General features: G+C 63.5%; 1 pseudogene. It reads left to right on the top strand.

Annotated features, from left to right (window positions below):
* A pseudogene (locus tag ACLJRU_RS23375) lies at positions 1 to 620 on the top strand (phage tail protein); the annotation flags it as partial.

The raw sequence follows: 620 nt of genomic DNA, 5'->3' as shown, positions 1-620 counted from the left end.
GGTACGGCGACCACAAAAGCCGGGGAGGCATCAGCCAGCGCGGCGTCGGCTGACACAGCCAGAACGGCGGCAGCCGCATCGGCAGCCGCAGCGAAAACATCTGAAGCGAATGCAGATGCCTCCCGTACTGCCGCCGGAGATTCAGCTGCTGCCGCAGCCGCCAGCGCGACGGCGGCGCAGACATCAGCAGAGCGCGCCGGAGCATCCGAAACCGCCGCGAAGACATCAGAAACGCAGGCGGCTTCCAGTGCCGGTGATGCAGGTGCGTCAGCCACTGCGGCGGCAGCGTCGGAAAAGGCGGCAGCCGCATCGGCAGCCGAAGCAAAAACATCTGAGACAAACGCAGCAACGTCAGCAAGTACAGCAGCGGCCAGCGCAACAGCCGCCTCGTCATCAGCATCGGAGGCATCCACCCACGCCGCCGCATCTGATACCAGCGCATCACTGGCGGCGCAAAGCAGTACTGCTGCCGGAGCAGCAGCCACCAGAGCAGAAGAGGCCGCAAAACGGGCAGAAGATATCGCGGACGTGATTTCCCTGGAAGATGCCAGCCTGACGAAAAAAGGTATCGTTAAGTTAAGCAGCGCCACGGACAGTGACAGCGAAGCGCTGGCAGCCAC

This window comes from Salmonella sp. SAL00653 (assembly GCF_046552515.1).
GTDB classification, from domain to species: domain Bacteria; phylum Pseudomonadota; class Gammaproteobacteria; order Enterobacterales; family Enterobacteriaceae; genus Salmonella; species Salmonella enterica.
Note: the sequence above shows the minus strand (reverse complement) of the source record. Positions and strands in the feature narration are given on the sequence as shown.